General features: G+C 52.2%; 12 protein-coding genes and 1 pseudogene. 4 read left to right on the top strand and 9 right to left on the bottom strand.

Annotation, left to right across the window (positions count from 1 at the left end; translation table 11 throughout):
* Positions 1 to 48: 48 nt before the first annotated feature.
* The 4 genes from KU854_RS09865 to KU854_RS09850 are packed head-to-tail and all read right to left on the bottom strand — an operon-like array spanning position 49 to position 4,377.
* Positions 49 to 1,332: an extracellular solute-binding protein gene (locus KU854_RS09865; RefSeq protein ID WP_218358355.1), complete on the bottom strand. Its 1,284-nt coding sequence runs from the start codon at positions 1,330 to 1,332 to the stop codon at positions 49 to 51.
* 47 nt (positions 1,333 to 1,379) lie between these two features.
* On the bottom strand, positions 1,380 to 2,216 hold the full coding sequence (locus KU854_RS09860; RefSeq protein WP_218358354.1) for a carbohydrate ABC transporter permease: 837 nt from the start codon (positions 2,214 to 2,216) through the stop codon (positions 1,380 to 1,382).
* Entirely contained in the window at positions 2,213 to 3,298 is a 1,086-nt protein-coding gene (locus tag KU854_RS09855) for a carbohydrate ABC transporter permease (RefSeq protein ID WP_218358352.1), read from the bottom strand. The genes KU854_RS09860 and KU854_RS09855 overlap by 4 nt, the downstream gene beginning before the upstream one ends.
* On the bottom strand, positions 3,298 to 4,377 hold the full coding sequence (locus KU854_RS09850; RefSeq protein ID WP_218358351.1) for a glycoside hydrolase 5 family protein: 1,080 nt from the start codon (positions 4,375 to 4,377) through the stop codon (positions 3,298 to 3,300). The genes KU854_RS09855 and KU854_RS09850 overlap by 1 nt, the downstream gene beginning before the upstream one ends.
* Before the next feature lie 286 nt (positions 4,378 to 4,663).
* Here KU854_RS09850 and galM point away from each other — a divergent pair, with 286 nt between their 5' ends.
* The gene (gene galM / locus KU854_RS09845) at positions 4,664 to 5,695 is read left to right on the top strand and encodes a galactose-1-epimerase (RefSeq protein WP_218358349.1); all 1,032 of its coding nucleotides are present in this window, start codon (positions 4,664 to 4,666) and stop codon (positions 5,693 to 5,695) included.
* Positions 5,696 to 5,732: 37 nt separating this feature from the next.
* Here galM and KU854_RS09840 read toward each other — a convergent pair whose 3' ends face one another.
* The 3 genes from KU854_RS09840 to KU854_RS09830 all read right to left on the bottom strand — a co-directional run bounded on the left by KU854_RS09840 (position 5,733) and on the right by KU854_RS09830 (position 8,522).
* Positions 5,733 to 6,722, bottom strand: coding sequence for a LacI family DNA-binding transcriptional regulator (locus KU854_RS09840; RefSeq protein WP_218358347.1), 990 nt, complete (start codon positions 6,720 to 6,722; stop codon positions 5,733 to 5,735).
* Between the two features lie 179 nt (positions 6,723 to 6,901).
* A complete protein-coding gene (locus KU854_RS09835) occupies positions 6,902 to 7,861 on the bottom strand; it encodes a nucleoside hydrolase (RefSeq protein ID WP_218358345.1) in 960 nt (319 codons plus the stop codon).
* Positions 7,862 to 7,955: 94 nt separating this feature from the next.
* A complete protein-coding gene (locus KU854_RS09830; protein WP_218358343.1) occupies positions 7,956 to 8,522 on the bottom strand; it encodes a pyridoxamine 5'-phosphate oxidase family protein in 567 nt (188 codons plus the stop codon).
* A gap of 155 nt (positions 8,523 to 8,677) precedes the next feature.
* Here KU854_RS09830 and KU854_RS09825 point away from each other — a divergent pair, with 155 nt between their 5' ends.
* Together KU854_RS09825 and KU854_RS09820 are read left to right on the top strand one after the other, a co-directional pair.
* Positions 8,678 to 9,877 carry an iron-containing alcohol dehydrogenase gene (locus tag KU854_RS09825; protein WP_218358341.1) on the top strand — a complete coding sequence of 400 codons (1,200 nt, stop codon included), beginning with the start codon at positions 8,678 to 8,680 and terminating at the stop codon, positions 9,875 to 9,877.
* Positions 9,878 to 10,037: 160 nt separating this feature from the next.
* Positions 10,038 to 11,447, top strand: a complete 1,410-nt coding sequence (locus KU854_RS09820) for a DEAD/DEAH box helicase (RefSeq protein ID WP_218358339.1) — start codon at positions 10,038 to 10,040, stop codon at positions 11,445 to 11,447.
* A 431-nt stretch (positions 11,448 to 11,878) separates the two neighbouring features.
* Here KU854_RS09820 and KU854_RS09815 read toward each other — a convergent pair whose 3' ends face one another.
* Positions 11,879 to 13,576 carry a methyl-accepting chemotaxis protein gene (locus KU854_RS09815; protein ID WP_418885850.1) on the bottom strand — a complete coding sequence of 566 codons (1,698 nt, stop codon included), beginning with the start codon at positions 13,574 to 13,576 and terminating at the stop codon, positions 11,879 to 11,881.
* Between the two features lie 270 nt (positions 13,577 to 13,846).
* On the opposite strand from KU854_RS09815, the gene KU854_RS09810 reads away from it, so the two are divergent.
* Complete coding sequence (locus KU854_RS09810; protein WP_218358336.1) at positions 13,847 to 14,920, top strand: DUF3541 domain-containing protein; 1,074 nt, start codon at positions 13,847 to 13,849, stop codon at positions 14,918 to 14,920.
* Positions 14,921 to 15,039: 119 nt separating this feature from the next.
* On the opposite strand, the pseudogene yegD reads toward KU854_RS09810, so the two are convergent.
* A pseudogene (yegD, locus tag KU854_RS09805) lies at positions 15,040 to 16,394 on the bottom strand (molecular chaperone).
* Positions 16,395 to 16,574 lie beyond the last annotated feature (180 nt).

Raw genomic sequence — 16,574 nt, 5'->3', positions numbered from 1 at the left:
GCAAAAACGCCCCGGTATCAGCCGGGGCGTTTGATTATCTTGATTCGGTTACTGCAAATCTTCAATGTCGTATTGCGCGTCTGCCAGTGCATCATCAACCGATTTACCGGTCAGCCAGATAGACTGCAACTCACGGTTGAGCACGTCCTGAATCGCGCCGTATTTTTTCGAGGGCGGGTTGTCTTGTGCAATCACCGCGGTTTCCAGATACTCGTCGCGGTGTGGCAACGCCTGATAGGCTGGATCATTCAACACTGAGTTGCGAACAGCCATGTGTCCGGTGCGCGCCCAATCAATATTGTGGTTGTTGATCCACGCCAGCATTTGCATCGCCGCATCAAAGGTTTCAGGGTCTTTTTTCACTGCCGCCGGAATCGCCCAGATGTGGGAATCTGCCCAGGTTGCGCCTTCATTGAAAAGAGTTGGGAAGTTGGCGATGCGGTAATCGGCAAGCGGAACCTTGCTGTCTTCCGCTTGCGCAGTGTAGAAGTCCACCACCCAGGTGCCGTTAATGAGCACAGCGGCATTGCCGTCGAGGAACGCCTGCTGCGATTCGGCGTAATTGAGTTTTGGATTGGCGTAGTTGGCGTCAAACAAATCGGTCAGTACCTTGATAGCTTTGCGCGCTTCCGGCGTATCCACGGTCACACCATTCTCATCAAAAATATTGCCGCCTTGCTGCCAAATCAGCGCCAGTGCAGTGCGCACGCCAAGTGGATATTGGGCAAAGTCTGCCGCCAGATAATCCTTGCCGGTTTTCTCTTTCATCTGTTTGGCTTGGGCAAACAGCTCTTCCGGTGATGTTGGCAGCTTCGGCGAACCATCCGCATTGACCAAGCCTGCTTGTTCAAACAAATCCATGTTCAGGTGCCAGAGGTTAGCGTGGATATCCATCGGCACACCGTAGGTTTTGCCTTTGTAAGTCACTGCCTGTTTGGCGCTGTCTGTCCAATCATTAGGGTCAATGCCCGCCTTGGCATAATCGTCAGGCGTGATCTCAGCAAGGATACCGACGCTGGCAAATTCCGGGAGGCGGTGTTTATGCATGACATGGACATCCGGAGGTGTGCCGCCGGAATAAGACGCTTTGATTTGGTCATAATAATTGCCCCAATCTGTTGGCAGGGTTTTGACCGAAATACCATTTTTCTCGTTGCTAAAGCCAGTAATGATCGACTGGATAATACAGGCTTCGCCGGTGGCATCCGCGATTTTCTCCGGCACATCTTCACAGGCGCCGAAAAAGCGCCCCAGTGTGATTTCCTTGTCTGCCGCATGCGCACTGCTTAACGAGGTTAAGGTGATAAGCGCTGCCAGGGTGAATGTTTTCATAGGTACTCCTTAACTATGTACAGGGTCGTGTAGAGGGTTGCGCCCTGCTATTTTTCTCCACCAAGGGCAAATCCCTGGATGATGTGTTTTTGAAAGATGAGGTAGGCGATGATGACAGGCAGCGATGCAAACACGCCGGATGCCATCAAACGTCCCAAGCCTTCAGATTGTGCAAAGTTACTTTGAATGGACGCCAAACCTACGGTGATGGTGAACATGTCAGGTTGCTGAGCTGACACCAACGGCCAGAGGTAATCGTTCCACGAATAAAGGAATGTGATGATGCCGAGCGTAGTCAATACCGGTTTTGCGAGCGGCAAGTAGATATGCCAGAACGCCTGAAACGGAGACACCCCTTCGAGTTTGGCCGCTTCTTCCAGTTCATTTGGCACATCGCTGAAAAACTGGGTCATCATAAAAACGCCAATCGGCAGCGCGACCCGCGGCAGGATCAGAGCAGCGTAGGTGTTGTGCCAGCCCAAATCAGCAAACAGTGTATAAAGCGGGATAAAAATTGCCTGCTCCGGCACCACCAAACCCGCCAGCACAAAGGCATACATGATCTTGGTGCCCATAAATGAAAGGCGCGAGAAGGCATACCCCGCCATGCTGGAGATCGCCAGCACCAACAGAGTAGTAAGGCCGGACACAATGACGCTGTTTAAAAACCAGTCCGGCGTTTTGCCAAGGTCAAACAGCGCCGCGTAGTTATCCAGCGTGAACGGGTACGGTAACAGGCCATAAAGGGTGTGTCCGGTATCCCGCGCCAGCAGCTCGTTGGGCTGGAAGGAGAGGGAGAACATCCACAGCAGCGGCATCATCCAGACAGCGGCAAGCACCACCATCAGCGCGAGTAAAAGGGTCTGCATCGAGCGGTAATTCATCGTCCTTCCTCGCTTTTGTTGAGTTTCATTTGCAGCACGCTGAACAGCAGCATCAGCAAAAAGAGCACCATGGCCATCGCCGAGGCGTAACCTACTTCTGAATCACGGAAAGCCGATTGATAGATGTATCGCACCAGCACCTGTGTACTGTCGCCGGGGCCACCGTTGGTCATCAGGTGAGATTGTCCGAACACCTGAAAATGCAGAATGATTTGCATGATTACCACAAATGAGGTGGTGCGTTTAATCGAAGGCAGGACGATATACCAAAGCAGTCGCCAGCCCTTGGCGTTATCAAGTCTGGCGGCTTCCAGCCTGTCAGGCGGAATGCTTTGCAAGCCTGAAAGGAACACCACGAGTGCAAAACCCAGTGACCACCAGATCGTCGTAACCACAATGGCAGGCATGGCAAGGTGTTGGTCAGTGAGCCAGGCTGGGGCGGTAATGCCAAAGTCACGCAGAATGTTGGTGATAAAACCCTGGCTTGGGCTGTACATCATCTGCCAGATCAAGGTCACGACAGTGACCGAGAGCACCTGAGTGCCGAAGAATACGGTGCGCAAAATGGCGGCGGTACGGGTCGGTTGGTTGAGGCGCATTGCCAGTACCAACGACAGAAAGGTGATGGAAGGAACGGTCAGGGCAACAAATTCCAGCGTGTTGCCGACGGCTGTCCAGAACCTGCGGTCACCGACACGGGCGCGTCCTTCCGGTCCCCAGCCCATGGCGATAATCACAAACAGCGCGGCAAGCACCAAAAACACGAGGCGCAATGTGCTGAGTGCGCGGCGTTGATGCCAGCGCCATGTCAGCCAGCCAAGCCCAGCGAGCAGGATAAGCCGCAAGGTGAGGAGCTGATCCCATTCGAAATCCCAGCGCCTTGGCAGCAGCAATTTGTGATAGTTCGACATGCCGATAAAGCGTTTGCTTTCCGGGTCGAACGCCACTTCGAGCAGGTTCCAGTCATGCAAACTGATCCAAAACCCTTTGGCGAAGGGGTAGAGCAGGAACAGCGAAAACAGCAGCATGTAAGGCAACACGAACAGGTAGCCGGTCATCGCCACTTTGGTTTTATACCGCATTACTCAGGCTCTCCGTCGGGTTGTGCACATTGTGCAATCAGCGCCAGTTCATCGATATCAAACGGCTTCCCGTTTTCATCCAACAGGTCATGAAACCAGAGGTTGCGTTGGTGCTCAGGCACCTCAACCCAAGGCCAGGGAATCCACGTCTGGGTTTTGCCTTTGACCAAACCCCACTGAATGGCGCCGATATCTTCTTGTTTAAGCATAGGAAGTTGCGACGGATAGGTAGAACCTAGATGCCGTGCCATCCATTCTGTGCAGAGAACAGGGCGTTCGCGGGACGGCAAGGCTTGCACCACCTTCGCCATTTGTGCGGGTTCGACATAGGCGTGGAAGGTGATGACATCGGAAAGTTCAAACGCCTTCTGGTCAGTAGGGTGCGCAAACGGTGTTTCGCCTTCGGCATGCCAGGCAGCGACCGTGAGTGGCTGGATGGGGTTCATTTCCCGCGCCCAGACGAAGAGGTTTTCCATCAACGCATGGCTGTGCGTTTCGATGGCAATGTCGAACTCACTGTGAACCCCGTTCTTAAACAACATCCGGTTGGTGGGCTCGTTGTAGAGATCCCAAAGAATGATGCGGCTGTCATTGCCAAACTCGCTGATCACGTCTTTGGCATAGCGCTCAATCTCTGGCCAGAGGTCGCGGTTCATCACCTCCGCACGGCCAGGAGAGGCAAGCGCCTGACTGTTATGCACGCCTGAAATCGGCTCGGGTTGTTTGCCATACCTCGGGCTTTCGCCGCTGAACTCGCAATCATCCAGCAAAGTAAGGATGACCTTGATGTTGGCAGATTCACAGGCTCCCAAAAATGTGCGGATATTGGCCATCAAGGCATCACGTTCGTGCTGCCAGACGATAAAAGGCAAGTTGGTGCGCAGGGTGTTTAAGCCGACTTCGTGTGCCCAGATCAACTCCTGTTCGATTGTTTTGATATCAAAGGTGGCGTCCTGCCACATCTCGTTCCAGTTCACGGCAGTGCGTGGCAGGTAGTTAAACCCGCATTGCCAACCGTGTTTCTTCCGCCATTGCAGCGCGGCTGGAACTGACCATCTTTCCTTGTTTGCTTTTCGCATGTGCGACGTGTGTCCTTTACAGTCATGTCTATTACTAATTAAAATTAGCTAATAATATTAGCAATGCCAGCGTTTGTTGAAAAAATGTGATCAAAACAGGTGGGCATTTTCGAGACATTGCTGGGCAACGGGGCGGAAATAATCGCAAAACCTGTTGATTATCAGCGCTTAACGGATGACGAAAACCGTCAATCTCACGGCAACAAAAAAACGGTGCCGGAATCTAATGAAAAGGAACACAATGGCCATGACAGTGGGATCGGTATTGATACAATTGGAAAATACGATGGGAAGCACACCGGCATTCGACGGTGCGCCCGCCAATTTGGTGCATCTTCAGAATGCAAAGGGAATGACGGCCTCATTTATGGATGTCGGGGCTACCTGGCTTAGCTGCACCCTGCCACTCGACACGGGGCGCCGTGAAGTGTTGCTGCGCTCGCCGGACATGGTTGAGCACATGAAGCAAACCGCGTATTTCGGGACGACTGTCGGGCGATATGCTAACCGTATTGATGGTGGGCGTTTTTCAATCAATGGCGAGGAATTCCAGCTCAGTCAAAACGAAGGCAACAATATCCTCCATGGTGGCAAGGATGGTTTCGACAAGCGTCGCTGGACAATCGAACACCAGACCGAGACATCCGTGACCTTCGGTTTAACCTCAAAAGACGGTGATCAGGGCTTTCCCGGCAATCTTGTCGCGCGCGTGACGTTTACTCTGTCTGACGATAACGCGGTAGAGATCGAGTACCACGCGGAATGTGACAAAACCTGTCCGGTCAATTTGACCAACCATGCCTACTTTAACCTCGCCGGGGAAGGCTCAGGGGCGAAAAGTCTGGAACATACGCTGTTGATGCATGCGACCCACTATCTGCCGACTCGCGCGGATTTGATCCCCGTGGGAGAGTGGAAAAACCTCACGGGGACAGCGTTTGACTTTTCAACGGCCAAAACGATTGGGCGGGATTTTCTGGCCGATGACGATCAGAAACTCGCAGGTGGATACGACCATGCCTTTATCTTTGATGCTGCATACTGCGATGGTAAAAAAGCTGCTGTCACCCTCATTTCACCGGATGGTGCAGTGACCATGGCGGTTGCTACCACCAAGCCTGCGATTCAGTTTTATTCCGGTAATTTCCTCGAAGGCACACCGGGCGCGAGTGGTACCTATGCGCTTTATGATGGTTTGGCGCTGGAAACCCAGTTTTTGCCAGATGGCCCGAATCACCCGGAGTGGGGAGAGATGAGCGGGATTTTGCATGCGGGCGAGACTTACCGTCATTCCACCCGCTACACGTTTTCTTTCTGATTCAAAAATGCCTCCGACCGGAGGCATTTTTTATTGGCTAAAGACGCGAAGAACTTCTCACCACCAGCTCCCCTTCCACTTTCTGTCGCAGGGTCAGTATAGGTTGCTGGTTGATAAGGGCACAAAGGGTATCAATTGCCTGCTTGCCCATCAGTGAGTAGGGCAGTTCCACTGAGGAAAGTGAGGGGAAACTCTCTGCGGCCATCGGCTGATCGTCATAGCCAACTACCGCGATATCTTGCGGGATCTTCAACCCTTTCTCTGCAATGGCGTGGTAGCAGCCCATGGCCATGTAGTCACTGCCGCAGAATATGGCTTCCGGTGGGTTTGGCAGTTCAAGCAGCGCTTTGGTTTGCAGGTGTGCCTCTTTGGGAGACCAGTTGGCTTCACGGATATACTGGCTGTTCGGCATGATGTCAGCATCAATCAACGCCTGTCGGTAACCTTCCAGACGCTGCTCCGTCGCCAACATCCAGCTTTCCCCCGTCAGGTGGGCAATGCGTTTGTAACCTTGCTCAATCAGGTGCTGTACCGCTTTGTAAGCACCGACCATATCGGCAGGGAGAATCGCGGGTAAGTCCGATTCTGATTGCAACGTACAGTTCAGTAACACGGTCGGCAGGGCTGTTTTCACGCGGCGGTTTGACAGCTCGCGGGTCATGCTGGAGGCGTAAATAACGCCTTGGTAGTCACCACCATTGATTTCGGCTTCAATCTTGGCGGCAAGCTCTTCGTCATGACGATAATTAAAGGTGACCAGTACATAATCATTCGCCCATGCCTCTTCATGCGCGCCGTTAACGGCATCGATAAAAGGGTCGATGTTGTTCAGTCCGTTGATCACCAGTGCGATTTTTCTGGGACGTCCGAGAGAATGTGCCACTTTGCGGTTGGCATATCCCAGCTTTTCAGCCGTTTCCAGCACGCGTTGCTGGGTCGCTTCCGCGATTTTTACCGAAGTGGAACCGTTAAGCACCAAAGAAACGGTCGATTGCGATACGCCAGCTTCAGCAGCGATATCACTCATGGTGACCTTCTTGTTCTTACTCATCAAAACCCTAATACGTCGTTTCCGTTGATTAAAAAATTAGTGAATACGCAAGCTAATTATATTAGCTAATTTTTATAATTATCCATCAAAATAAAAACGCCCCCAGTCTTTTGTGAAGCTGGGGGCGTTTTTATTGGTGCGAATACAGGAACGAATTAACCGAAGCGGGACATGGTATCGAGATACAAATCCAGCAGCGCCTGATCGTTTACCTTCACCGCCACGCTTTGTGCAGGTTTGTCTGCCCAATCGTCGGTTTTGTGTTTGGTGTCTTTGTGTTTTTGCAGAGTCAGGCCTTCTGCCGGGCCATCGCATACTACGCGGATTGGGCCCTTACGCACCTCAAACAAGCTTGGGTCAATCACATAGGCAATGGCGGAAGGGTCGTGAACAAAACAGCCATCTACACCCATGCGGGCTTTATAGAAATCCAGATAAAAACGGCTGATATCCCAGATGAATTCACCCACTTCGCCACAGGTGTCGCGCAGGGTATCGATATAGTCATTAGAGAAAAACGCCTCATGGGTGACATCCAAGCCAACAACAGTCACCGGCCATGCTGCCGTGAACACAATGTCAGCTGCATGCGGGTCATCATGCACATTGGCTTCGGCAAAAGGCGTCACGTTTCCTGTGTGGTCATGGGTGCCGAACGCGCCGCCCATGATCACCACTTCTTTCACCAGGTCGGTAATTTCCGGTGCCTGTTGCAGTGCCAGCGCCAGATTGGTCAACGGGCCAACGGCCACCAGAGTGATTTCTCCCGGTGCGGCTTTTACTGAGTCGATAATGTACTGGTGTGCAGGGCGCGGATCGGCGCTGATGGTTGGCTCAGTGATAGCAACATCGCCAAATCCATTTTCACCATGCACCGCCACACTGGCGCCAACGGGAGGGCGCTCTAGAGGCTGGCTTGCACCTTTAGCCACATCGCACTGAAAGCCAAAACGCTCTTTGAGGTAAAGCGCGTTACGGGTGCTGGTGTCGATATCGGCATTGCCGAAAACGCAGGTCAGCCCTACCAGTTCAATCTCCGGGCTCGCTTCGGCGAACAGAATCGCCATTGCGTCATCAATGCCGGGATCGGTATCAAGAATAATTTTCGTTGTCACAGCGCTCTGTCCATTGAGAAGTCTGGGTCTATTCTACGCCCACCCCCAGACAGAGGCTGTGTGTGTGATGGGCAATAATGTGATCCTTGTCAGTCTATTTTTTTCCTTCCAAGCCGGAACGGGCGGCGATGTCGGTTTCGAACCCATCAAGGCTGCGTTGGTTTTTCTTCAGCCAGTAATTCTGGATACCTTCAGAACCCTGCCTTTCTGACCATTTCGCCAGCTCATCCCGATCACCTTTGTAGCTGAAAAAGGGCACGGACATCCCGCAGGAGGACTGCACACTGTCGATATCCAGAAGGAAAATCTGACGCGACGCGATGCTTTCGGGGAACAGGGAGACATAGATTTCCCACTCAGGGTCATTGCGATGGATTGCCCGTGCCTGGCCGTAAGCGCGCAGGATCAGTGGAGCGCCTTCAAAGGCACAGAACATCACTGTCATGCGCGGATCACGCAACACATGGGCAGCAGACTCATTGCCACTGCCAGTGAGGTTCAGCCACGCCAGCGTTTTGCTGTCGATAACGCGCAGTGAATCGCCACCTTTTGGGGAGATATTCACGGTGCCGCTTTCCGCAGCAGTGCCCACAAAATAGATCTTCTGCTGTTCAATAAAGGTGATCTGTTTTTCGTTAAGCGATTTAGTCGTTTGTCCCATCGTCATTCCCTGAGTTGTTGCGTTGGAAGCAACCAGTAATACCATGAATGGCTAAATAAACGCCACCCGTGATGAATCCCTGTTTTTTATGGGAAAACATAGAAGAACGGCGTGGTGTTGCCTAATCTGAAATGACTCAGAGGAGAGATTTCAGCATGTTGGCAAAAGCCGCCCATAAAACCTACATGAAGGCGCTGAAAATCGCAGCGCGTATTATCCCGATCCCCCGGCCGACCCTTTTTACAGGAGCTGACAGCGCGGCTTCGCTTTGTGAAGCGATTGGTTTGATGAACCTTGGCAAGTTACTTATCGTCACGGACAAACCGCTGGTCGAAGTGGGCATTGTTGGCAAAGTCGAGCGGTCACTTACCCACGCAGGAATAGAGTTCGTACGCTACGACGGTGTGCTGCCAGATCCCACCTATCTGCAGGCAGAAGAGGGGTTGGCGCTTTACCGCCAAGAACAGTGTATGGGTGTACTCGCCATTGGTGGCGGCTCGCCGATAGATTGTGCCAAAGTGATTGCCGCAAGGGTGACCAACCAAAAATCGATCAAACGGCTGGCGGGGCTTTTAAAAGTCTGGCGCACGCCCGCGCCGCTTTTTGCTATTCCCACCACAGCGGGAACTGGCTCGGAAGTGACGGTCGCCGCCGTGATCTCTGAGCCAAAACATCACCAGAAAACCCCGCTGATGGATCCAAAACTGGTGCCCTTGATGGCGGCGCTTGACCCTACCTTGATGACTGAGCTTCCGCCCTCGATTACCGCAGCGACAGGGATGGACGCGCTCACCCATGCCGTTGAGGCGTATTTGTCCAACAATGCCACCACGGAAACGGATGCTTATGCCACTGCGGCGCTTAAGCTTATTCACGGCAATTTGCTGGCGGCATACAAAGATGGCAAATCGCTCAAAGTTCGGTTGAACATGGCAATGGCGTCTTACTACGCGGGGCTGGCATTTACCAAAGCAAGTCTCGGCTATGCCCACGCCATTGCCCATCAACTCGGCGCGAAATATGGTACGCCCCATGGCGTAGCGAATGCGTTGGCACTTCCTTTGGTGTTAGATGCATCCTTACCATCGGCTACGTCACGGATGGCAAAACTGGCTCTGCTGACAGAAAGGGGCGACAGGAAATGGGATGACGAAACCAACGCGAAAGCCTTTATCAATTATGTGGTCGATTTGCAGATAGGACTGGGGATATCTCGCACCCTGCCCACCATTCAAACCGAAGATATTCCTACACTGGCAAAAAATGCGGTCAGGGAAACCCACTGGAACTATCCGGTTCCCCACTACCTGACGCGCACCCAGTGTGAGCAGATTTTTACCCAGCTCAAAGGCTAATTGCTCCTGCGGCAAAGTCATCTGGCAACCCTGTTGATTTTGGCGGCGCCTTTTCCTGTCTTTTAACCATGTGCATGCTAGAATGCGCGCCCACTAAGGGTGGGTGTGCAACTCAGTACGTCTGCCATACTTTGATTTTTAATATTTAACGAGAGCCGTCATGCCATTCTCCAAACTGGGCCTCAGCCAGCCAATTGTCTCTGCCCTTGCCGATATGGGTTACCAGCAACCTACGCCTATCCAGGAAAAAGCGATTCCTGTGGTACTGCGGGGCGAGAACCTGTTGGCGACAGCGCAGACAGGTACGGGTAAAACCGCCAGCTTCCTGCTGCCTATTATGGAGATGCTCAGCGAAGGGGAAACCCTGCGCAAGAAGCGCGTCCGTGCTTTGATCCTGGCACCGACCCGCGAGCTGGTGGCTCAGGTGGAAAAGAACGCAGCGGCATACGGTAAAAACCTGTCACTGAAGACGCTGGCGATGTACGGCGGTACCGATTCGCAGGCGCAAAAACAGCAGCTGATTGACGGCGTTGATATCCTGGTAGCCACGCCTGGCCGTTTGCTGGATATGATGACCCAGCGCGCGGTGCACTTTGATGAACTGCGCTGTCTGGTGCTGGATGAAGCTGACCGCATGCTGGACATGGGCTTTATCGAAGACATCAACAAGATCATCGAGCGTCTGCCGGTTGAGCGCCAGAACCTGTTGTTCTCTGCAACTCTGTCAGACAAAGTTCGTTTCCTGGCGAAAACCGCGGTACCGAATCCAGTAGAAATCCGATCTGAAGGTAACAGCAAGGCGGAAATTTCACAGTGGCTGACCACCGTCGATAAAGACAAAAAGTCTTCCCTGCTGGCGCACCTCATTACTGAAAATGCGTGGGATCAGGCGCTGATCTTTATCGAAACCAAGCATGGTGCAGCAAAGCTGGTGGAACAACTGGGCAAGCGTGGTATTCATGCGGAATCCTTCCACAGCGGCCGCAGCCAGGCAATGCGTGAGCAACTGCTGGAAGAGTTCAAAACCGGTAAGCTGCAATTTCTGGTGGCAACCGGTGTCGCCGCCCGCGGTATCGACATTGATGAGCTAAAGCGTGTAATTAACTACGATCTGCCATTCCCGGCTGACGATTACATTCACCGTATTGGCCGTACCGGCCGTGCGGGTGCAACCGGTGAAGCGGTTTCATTCCTGTCGAAAGATGATTTCAAGAACCTTTGCATGATTGAAAGCCGTCTGGGTCATTTGATTGAGCGCCGTGAAATCGAAGGCTTTGCGCCGAAAAAACCGGTGCCGGTTTCTATTCTCAATTACGTGCCGAAAAATAAGCGCGAACCAAAACAGGATGGAAAGTCATCTGACAAAGCTGGCGCTCCGCGTGGTGAACGCAAACCACGCCGCAATGAAGGCGAGCGTCAGGACAGCAAAGCACGTAACCGCAAACCACAGCGCGATGCAAAGCCGGGCGGTTTCAAAGCGGGTGACGACAGCAACCGTAAGCCAAAAAGTGGTGGCCGTGACAACCCATGGGCGACGCTGAAACCGCGTGGAGACAAATCCCCGCAATAAAGTTTTGAACCAAGCTAACATTCTGAAAAATAAAAAGGAGTGCCCTTATTTGGCGCTCCTTTTTTGTTTATGAAATGGATTGCATTTGGCGTTTCGGGTACCAGATATCTGAGGGCAAATAATTCGGCGAAGCAGATCTCAATTCACTCTCTGTAAAGTAGAAGTGCGCCGCACAAAATGACCAAATCAGGTCACGGCCAACTTAATTTGTGTCATAAATGATGTGTATCTCAATAGCGGTTTGCGTTGAGAAATTTTTTAACTATCAGCTATCCACTGCCTTTTGTTTGCTGATGACTTCTCTGTGTTTAGACCTGAAGCTTGCATGGAGAAGGTTTCGTCGAGCCTTGACGATCACCCGCCTGAACTTATCTCCCTACCTATAGTGTTCAGAGCGGGTGGATTTCTTTCTCCCTCTTTTTTTGTCCCTGTTAGATAACGTATTTCTGAATTTTATCCTTCATTTCGTCTGACAGTTTCTGCAGTGAATCGGCCGCTATCCGGCTCTGTTCTGCGCCGGCTGCGGTCTGGTCTGATATCGAGCTGATCGTCGTAATGTTTTTATTTATCTCCTCGGTGACAGAGCTTTGCTGTTCCGCCGCGGTCGCGATCTGTGTGTTCATGGCGTTGATTTCATCCACGCTGGCGAGAATGCGCTTGATAGCCTCTCCGGCATCTTTCGCCATTTGCACGGTTTCCTGCGCCTGAGTATTGCCGTTTTCCATCCGCGCCATGGCATTACGGCTGCCTTCCTGCAGTTGCTGAATAGTTGACTGGATTTCGATGGTGGATGACTGGGTGCGTTGTGCGAGAGAACGCACTTCATCGGCGACCACAGCAAAACCGCGTCCCTGCTCCCCGGCACGCGCAGCTTCAATCGCGGCATTCAGGGCCAGCAAGTTGGTTTGCTCAGAAATGCCTTGAATGGTCACCACTACGCTGCCAATTGCCTCCGTGTGCTTTTGCAATTGGTTCATGGCATCGACAGTAGATTCGAGATCGCGGGAAAGATGCTCAATCATTTCGATACTGCGCATGACAATCTTCTGGCCATCCGATGCGGCATTGTCCGCTTCCTGTGAAGCGGTAGCGGCGGAAGAAGTGTTGTTGGCAACCTCGTGCACAGTGGCAGTGAATTCGTGGATTGCAGCAGCAATCATCTGGGTCTGCGCTTGCTGATCCAACACATTTCTCTGCGTTTGGTTGGTGACAACGGCGCTTTCTGAAGCAGAATTTGCCAGTAATCCCGTGGAGTGTTGGGTGTCTTTCACCAGCGACTGGAAGTTGGCTACCAAGGTGTTGACGGAATCAGCGATATGGGCGAATTCATCGTCCCCACTGACGTTAACCCGGCGGGTAAGATCGCCTTTGTTGATTGATGTTGAAGTGGATTCAATCTCTGTAATGGCGTTGTTCATACGGAAAACTATCTTGGCAAACAGCCCAAACAGCACAATCACTGACAAGGCGATAACGCCGCCTACCGTCCACATAAAGCGGTCTGCATTGTCGACCGCCTCATTGTAATTTGCTTCACCTTCTTCTGTTTGCAGTGCCAAAAAACGCTCCGCCTGTTGAGAGAGCGTTTTGAATTCAGGGTTAATGGTTTTCAACAGCAACAGATTGGCGTCACTGAACTGGTTATTCTTCAGGTACTCGATGGCGGGATTAAAGCCTTCGTCGGTGATCACGTCCAACACGTCAACCATTTGGTTAACAAGTGCTCGTTCTTCGCCGCTGATGTCGGAAACCAGAATTTCGTTGTCGACGATATGGTGGAGTGATGCCAGCGCAGTGGTGATTTCGTCAAAATGGACGCTGATAGGGTGGTCGTGAAGCGAAGCGACCTCACTGGTTGGGTCATGTTGTTGTGCCAGCAACAAATTACTGCGTGCGTCGCCGAGCTTATCCAGGATTTTTCCTGCCCGGATAGTGTGTTGCATCCCTTGCGAATAGAGATCTTCAAGGGAGTTGGCCGCATTGTTCATGCCAGACAATCCCTTGAAGCCGATAAAACACAGGGTCACCACCACCAAAAGGGCAATCCCTTTGAGTTGAAAGGTAACGGATTGGAATTTTGCCAAGAAGCCAGTATCGGAAGCCATCGTATTTTCCTTAGACATAGTCATAGGTTGAGTATAGGAAGGGGCGACTTGTCCATTGGCAACAAATATTGATAGAGATCAATAAGTTGAAAAGCCTGGAGACTTCATTAAGAATTTTGTTGGGGGTGTCACACAGATCGTACAAGGTTTGCACCGACTGAAAATTTTGCAGTGTTCTGTACGTTTTATGACAGGTCTGAGGTAACGTATGTTTCCCCGTTTGGGATTGTTGATTTTTGCAATGAAAGTGCGCTGAAAAAGCCCGTTTAAGGCTAACAAATAATAAGAGAGCCGATGAAACAGATCCTGAAAACCATTTTGGCGTCCGCTTTGCTGTTCAGCATCGCCGCCTGTTCGACAGACTATTCCGAGCAGCATGACGCCGCGTTGATAAAAAACACCTATGACAGCCAGATGGAAGAACTGTCGCCCTATCAGTTGGGGCACTATGGCCTTCGTATGTACCGTCAGACCGAAGATGCCAAATATTCCGAAGCCATCGGCGCTGACTTGACGCGCGTGGCAGACAGACTTAGTGATTACGCAAACACCCTCACTTCGCCACAAGACATGCTGGCATTGGGAAAAGAACGCCTGAAAAGCTATGACTCTGGCGATGGCGAGCGCAATGCTCTGCGACACCAAGCCGCACAGGGCAGGGAAGAGTATCTGGTATTGGGTGCCGGGCTTATCAGCAGCATGGCGCGAGCCAACGAATATGGTCTCAAGCATGTCGAAGACAAGAAGCTGCGCGAAATGTTGGATTGGTATGACTTTGAAACTTATGCCACCAACCCAGAGATGATCCGCGCTTGGGCGGCGCAGCTTGCCAATCAGGTTTATTGGTTAAAGCAACTGGGAGAGCAGGATCACACCGCCGCGTTCATTGAGGCGTTCCGGGAAACTTATCCTGACACTGGGGATGCATCGCTCTCCGCACAACAGTTCAACAACAAACTGTATGGCATGACCCATATCATCCTCGCCGCGTCGGAATACTACCGAAAGCCGGTAAATGAAGCCGAGTTCCAGTGGATTTACGATTATTTCCGCGACAATTTCGACGAGATTGCTGCCCGCTCAAAGCCTGATGTAATTGCAGAGATCGGCATCAGTTTCCTGCTTGCAGGGTTGGACAATGACCCGGTCGTTACCCGCAGTCAGGATATTATTCAGGAAGCTATAAACCGCGAAGCGAATATGGTGCCTTCAGTCAGTGGTGGTACGGATTTAGCGAAAGGGGAGCACCGAAACGTGTTGGCGATTATGTTACTGGACTGGCAGGGTGCCAAAGCAGTGCCCATGGCTGGGCAAGATGATGACGTGTTGGTGGATGTGCCAGATTCGCTGGTGCCTGTCTCGAACTGATAACGACGACTAAAGCGCCTGGCAATACAGAGGCGAAGACAAGAGAAGGGGCAATTGCCCCTTCTCTGTTTATGACACCTTGGTGATCAAACTTTGGTTATCAAGCCATGGCTGGGAAATTACCCGCGGAAGCAGCGCTCTGCGTGACGAGCCAAACCCGAGGTAACCGAACCGAAAAAGTCACCGGCCACAATTGGCACGCCCGGTAAGGTTTGCTCCAGCAGGGCACGCAGGATTGGGGAGCGCGCACTGCCGCCGGTCATAAAGATTGCGTCTGGCTGGGTGCTTGCCTGTGCCAACGCCTCTGTGACCAGTTCTGCCACCTTGGCAACCGGGTTGGCAATCGCTTCTGCCAGTTGATTTTGGTCTGCAGATGCAGTCAGGTTTTCTCCTGCCATAGACAGCGCCGCTTGAGCGGAGTCTTCATCAGACAGGCGGATCTTCATCTCTTCAGCGCAACGCACGATCTGGTAACCCAGCGTTTCGCGGTGCACTTTCAGAAGGCGGGTCAGTTTTTTCGGCTCAGACGCATCGCGGATCAATTGCTCCAATACGTGGCGGTTTGCCGAGGAATAAAAGTCAGATTGTGCCGCGACATTGTTGATGGCAATGGGGTTCCAGAACTGGGTAACCGGCATAGCAATGCCACGCTGTAGCGTCGAGCCTTTACCAAACAGCGGCATTAATTGCTCAAAGGCCAGATGAATATCCAAATCGTTACCCCCCACACGGCAGCCGGAATGCGCTAGCAATGAAGCGCGGCGATCATCGCGGTTGCGCCAGCCCGGGCCCATTTCAATCAAGCTGCAGTCGGTAGTACCACCACCGATATCCACCACCAAAACGGTGCTGTCTTTGGTCAGTGTGCTTTCGTATTCGAGACCTGCAGCGACAGGTTCAAACTGGAACTCGATATCTTTAAAACCGGCGCGTCTTGCTGCTTTCAGCAGGATAGATTCCGCCTGTTGGTTGGCTTTCTCACCGCCAATGCCCTGGAAATTGACCGGACGGCCAATCACTGCCTGGAGGATATCTTGCTGCAGGTCAGCTTCAGCCTGTTGCTTGATGTTCGCCATCATGGCGCACACCAAATCCTCAAAAAATCTCACTTGCGCATCGTGCAATCCCGTCGCACCTAGGAAGGATTTTGGCGATTTAACGTAGTAAACCTCTTCCGGGTCTTCGAGATACGTCGCCAGCGCCGCGCGGCCAAAGCGCAGATCACCGGGCTCGACGATGATGTCTTCTCACGGTTAAAGGCAACAGCGCGGCGAAGTAACTGTTCGCCAGCCTGATCGCCGGGCTGGATGTTGAAATGACGCCAGAGGTACTCACTTACCGCTTCACGGGTTGGTGCGCAAAGGGTGGATGGGATGTAGGTATGGGTGTTTTCCAATGCCAGCAAACGTGGCGTTTCACCCTCCATTACGGCAACAGAGCAGTTTGCGGTTCCGTAGTCGAAGCCGATAAACATGGAATTTCTCCAGCGACAAAAAAGCCGGACAGTTTACGTGAACCGGCGTTGATAGCAAGACAGCGCAAGGTAAATTCCACCCTGAAAGCGGTTTGGTATTCGCTTTGTAGTTTAGCGCTGCTTAATCAAACGATTAGCCTGCGATAAAAATGCTGTCATGAAACTTTATAGCGGCGATGT

Source organism: Enterovibrio paralichthyis, from assembly GCF_019209835.1.
GTDB lineage: Bacteria > Pseudomonadota > Gammaproteobacteria > Enterobacterales > Vibrionaceae > Enterovibrio > Enterovibrio paralichthyis.
The sequence above is the reverse complement of the archived record's forward strand: the minus strand, read 5'-3'. Positions and strand labels throughout refer to the sequence as shown.